This window comes from Clostridia bacterium (genome assembly GCA_012841935.1).
Taxonomy (GTDB): domain Bacteria; phylum Bacillota; class Peptococcia; order DRI-13; family DTU073; genus DUTS01.
In genome coordinates this window covers 1-4,777 of record DUTS01000094.1, presented here as the reverse complement: position 1 = coordinate 4,777, position 4,777 = coordinate 1, and the positions used below count along the sequence as shown (strand labels likewise).

Below are 4,777 nucleotides of genomic sequence, written 5' to 3'. Positions count from 1 at the left end.
GGAGCCACAATCCGGTGCGTTAACCAGCTTCGCCACACCCACCACAAACTCTAAATTAGATATTCGCAGTTAGATATTCCTCTTTCAACCTCCAACTAATTAATATCCAATTTTTAGAATTGGCGTGCCCACAGGGATTCGAACCCCGGACACACGGCTTAGAAGGCCGTTGCTCTATCCAGCTGAGCTATGGGCACAAACTAATTACAGCATATGCTATTTTAGCAAAGATATTAATCCCTGTCAACATTTACAAAGCCCCCTAGGCTAACAATTTAACTTTATAAAAACCCCATCATCTATTTCCTTTGGCGGATTTAAAATTACCAAATCCCCATCGACCAAACCGGACAAAACCTCAAAATAATCCTCACCTTCTATACCAATTTCTACGGGAGTAAAAATAGCACGCCGTTTTTTTACAATAAAAACGCCATCCTGATTTTTTACGGTAAATACCGCTTCCCGTGGCACAGCCAAAGCCATTTTTTCAGCAGTAATAATTTTTACCTCTACCGGGTAACCAGGCAACATATTTTCCACAGTTTCGTTAAACATAATTTCAATAGGTATACGTTGCTGGACAACTCCCAATTCCGACATTTTTTCAACGGCTTGTGGATGAATATACTTTATTTTACCGGGAAGAACCCGAGTTGACAATACTTCACCAGAAATTAATACTTTTTGATCTACAGCCAAACTGGGAGCATCTTGTGCAAGAATTTCCGCACTAACCATTAAATCAGAAGTAGAAAGCAAAAACAAAGGTGCTCCAACACCCACCATTGTGCCAACCTCAGCATATACTTCCCTTACCTTACCAGATAGAGATGCCCTCATTTGATAATAATTTAATTTTTCCTCCAAAACTTGCAAGCGACTATGCAAAGCTTCCTTTTGCTCTTGATACTGTTTAATAAGTATTGCTTGAGATTCTATTTGAGCTTTTTGAGTTCTAATCGCCTGTTCCTTTGACTGCCAAACCGCTAAATCATTTTGGGCTTGTCGCCAATCCATTTCCGATACAGCCCCCAATTGATAAAGCCTTGTCATTGCCTCGACCTCTTTTTGAGCTTGTTTTAAACTTTCCACAACCGTTAACATTTCACTTTTAATTTGAGCTTTTTGTAGAGGCAAAATAGTTTCTAGACTGACCAATTGGGTATTAACACCGGCAAGTTCAGCCATAATGGTCCGCTTTTCCGCTTCAATACTAACAACATCAAGAACAGCCAACCTTTGACCCTTTTCTATATCATCACCTGCTTTTACCAAAACATCCTTAACCATAATAGGATCACGTGCCATTATTTCATGTTTTTCTACCGCTTGAAAATGTCCGCTTGCCAGTACTGTACGAACAATTTCCCTTTTTTCTACTACCATAGTCTCCACTGCAAAACCTTGTTTTTGACTATAGAAAACTACTACTAAAACAATCAATAATATTCCCACAGCACCAAGCATTAATTTTCTTTTTTCTGTCATCTCCTTCCCCCCTCAAGTAAATCGACTTGATAATGCTTCCAAAAAATCTAAATTATAAACCTTACGACGTATAACAAAAAGAGTAAAACACATAAACCCGAACACAAAAACTGCTGTTAATAAATAGGTTATTGGCGTGATTGCGGTCGGGAAATAAAACATTTCACCTGTGGAACCTGTCAAAATAGCATTCATTAAACCTACAATCATTATCTTACCAAGAGGAATCCCCGATAATATACCTACTAACAAAGCAAGCATATTTTCGCGAATTATCAACCGAAAAATTTCTTTTTGTGAAAAACCTAATATCCTCAAAGAAGAAAGTTCTCGCCTACGTTCAGAAAGACTAACTGAAATAGTATTATATAAAATGGCAAAACCTAAAAGTCCTCCCAAGAAAACTATAAAGCCCATAGAAGCAATAATCATCCCCCAGTATTCGGTAAAAATATCTACTAAATCTGCACTGGAATGGATAGATTCAATATTAGGCATGTTTTGAAAAACACGCTTAATATCTGCGGAAGAATTGAGTACTACACCAGAAAAAACCCCTTTTTGTCCTGTTAAACATTCCAGTTGCTCCCATGAAAGATACAAACCCGAACCTAAGTATTGATCCACTATCGCCTTTACCGGGACTAAAAATGTTTGTCCTTTAGTAGCATAAGAAGATAATGCAACTAAATCTCCCTCAACTATTCCCAAAGATTTAGCAAACCCCTGTGAAAGAAAAACTCCTTTGGTAGGCAAAGAAACAATCTTACCTGCTTCATTTCTAAATTGATACAGTTCGGTAGTTTTAGATAATGCCCGAGCCAAAATTGTTTGTTCCCGCCACCCACTAACTACTCGAAAAGGTAATTCCATATAAGGTTCAATTACAGTAATGGAACTTAAGGAACACATTTCGGTAATAATTTCCGAATTTACCGGTTGAATAAAAGATACCGTATAATCATAATTTTCCATTTCCCCAAATTGAGCATTAATAACCACATTCCAAACATTAAAAAAGTAAAGGGCAAATAATATAATACCATAAGTTAACGCTACCCCCATTACTGATAAGGCGAAACGACGCAAATTACGCCCAATACCCCTAAGTACTAATTTCCAACTAAAAGTGATGCGTATCCACAATTTAGGCACCCATTGTTCAAGTAAACCTTTTTTACCAGAGGAAACAACCACAGGACACATAGCCTCTGCGGGAACAATGTTCACTATTTTACGTACGGCCATTAAACCGGCTGTACTACAAAATAGTGTTATCAAAAGAAAACCGATAATAACAAGTTGATAAGAAAACTGTATTTCCAATAAAGGTAAATGGAAATAAGTAATCATTAAACGTGTTACAAAATTAGCCATTAAATATCCCATTCCAACACCTAAAAAAGCACCTGTCAAACCCAAAATTAATGATAATTTTAAATAATGAGCCATTACCTCGTAATTGTTATAACCAGTAGCCTTAAGAATACCAATAATAACACGATCAGTTTGTACAAGACGAGAAACTAACATATAAATCACCAAAACGGCTATACCTAAAAACATAAAAGGTACTACTTGTGACATGCGTTTTAACTGTTCAATTTCCATATCCATTAAAGCATGACTAACATGATCATCCCTAGTGACAATATTTTTTAAACCATAACCTTTAAAATCTTCTTTAATTTTATCCCTAATATTTTTTTCATCTACCCCCGGGGATAATGTAAAAACAACATTATTTATTTGTCCAGAGAGTCCCGTAATTTCTTGTAAAAGGGATAAATTAATAAAACCAACACCAAAATTCAAATTATCCGGAAGCATATTTTTAATATCTTGTATGGCATAAATGTATTCCGGGCTATCAACTATACCCATAATAGTAACCGGAAACACTTCCCCACGAATAATCAAAGTGATTTCATCACCCACCACAAGATTATTTGCTTCCGCAAAAACATTAAGCAAAGCAATGCCCCGCTCATCACCTATTTGAGGAATTCTTCCCTTTTGTACATATAAACGATTAATTTCCTGATGAGGAATAATACTTACCAAACGTAAAACCGGATATGGCTCTCTTCCAATATCAACCCGCACATCTGTTACAATCCTAGCCTCAACTTTTTCTATTTCTCTTATTTTCTTTAAGTCTGCCACTACATTTACCGGCACCGGAGTAAATTCAGCAAATAAATCGGCAAATTGATAAGAATGATAATATTCATTTAGTGAATTATCCATATTTTGTGCTGTATTACTTAAGCCAATCAAAGTAGCCAAGCCAATACAAATTATAATGACCACAGCTCCATACTGTGCTTTTGCATTCTTTAAAGTACGAAAAAGCCTTTTATCCAGTACCTTCATTACCAGACAATCCTTTCCGCCGGGAGAGGTTGATAATTATTTTTATCTTCCACAATTTCCCCACTTCGCAAACGCACAACCCGATCAGCCATCTCGGCAATAGCCGAATTATGAGTAATAATAACCACAGTGGTACCATATGTTTGATTAATTTTTCTTAGAAGTGCCAAAATTTGAATTCCGGTTTCATAATCCAAAGCCCCGGTTGGTTCATCACCTAAAAGTAGACCAGGTCTTTTAGCTATAGCCCGAGCAATAGCTACCCTTTGTTGTTCACCACCAGAAAGCTGAGAAGGGAAATGATCAAGTCTATCCCCAAGACCAACTTTAGTAAGTACTTCCTTCGCCACTAGGGGATCCTTTACTAACTCTGTAGCCAATTCTACATTCTCACATGCAGTAAGAGAGGACATTAAATTATATAGCTGGAAAATAAACCCAACCTCCCAACGACGATAAAAAGTTAATTCCCGATCACTATATTTACTAATCATTTCTTCCTTGTAAAAAACTTGACCAGCTGTAGGACGATCCATTCCACCAATTATATTAAGAAGTGTTGTTTTCCCGGAGCCACTCGGTCCCAAAACAACCATTAATTCACCCTGATATATCTTCAATGATAGATTGCTTAAGGCTCCTACTTTAACCTCACCAAGTAGATATGTCTTATAAACATTTTCAAGACTAATTAATACCTTCTTAGGCACTGAGTCTACCACCTCCTTATTTTACACCCCCAAAACCTGTTTTTGTAGAACTATTAATTGTTCGATTCCGCCTGTGGCTAAATTCAATAATTCTGCCAACTCCTCGCGACTAAAAGGTTCCGCCTCAGCAGTACCTTGAATTTCTACAAATTTACCTTGCCCAGTCATTACCACATTTAAATCAACATCAGCCTGCGAAT

The 4,777-nt window shown here is 36.9% G+C and carries 4 protein-coding genes and 1 tRNA gene; all 5 read right to left on the bottom strand.

Features of this window, described 5'->3' with window-relative positions; genetic code table 11:
- Positions 1-120: 120 nt before the first annotated feature.
- Positions 121-197 (bottom strand) — tRNA-Arg (locus tag GX687_05320).
- Positions 198-267: 70 nt separating this feature from the next.
- On the bottom strand, positions 268-1,491 hold the full coding sequence (locus GX687_05315; protein HHX96859.1) for an HlyD family efflux transporter periplasmic adaptor subunit: 1,224 nt from the start codon (positions 1,489-1,491) through the stop codon (positions 268-270).
- A gap of 12 nt (positions 1,492-1,503) precedes the next feature.
- On the bottom strand, positions 1,504-3,867 hold the full coding sequence (locus tag GX687_05310; protein ID HHX96858.1) for an ABC transporter permease: 2,364 nt from the start codon (positions 3,865-3,867) through the stop codon (positions 1,504-1,506).
- On the bottom strand, positions 3,867-4,577 hold the full coding sequence (locus GX687_05305) for an ABC transporter ATP-binding protein (protein ID HHX96857.1): 711 nt from the start codon (positions 4,575-4,577) through the stop codon (positions 3,867-3,869). The genes GX687_05310 and GX687_05305 overlap by 1 nt, the downstream gene beginning before the upstream one ends.
- 21 nt (positions 4,578-4,598) lie before the next feature.
- Positions 4,599-4,777: ribonuclease PH (locus GX687_05300; GenBank protein HHX96856.1), on the bottom strand; the 179-nt coding region annotated here is incomplete at its 5' end.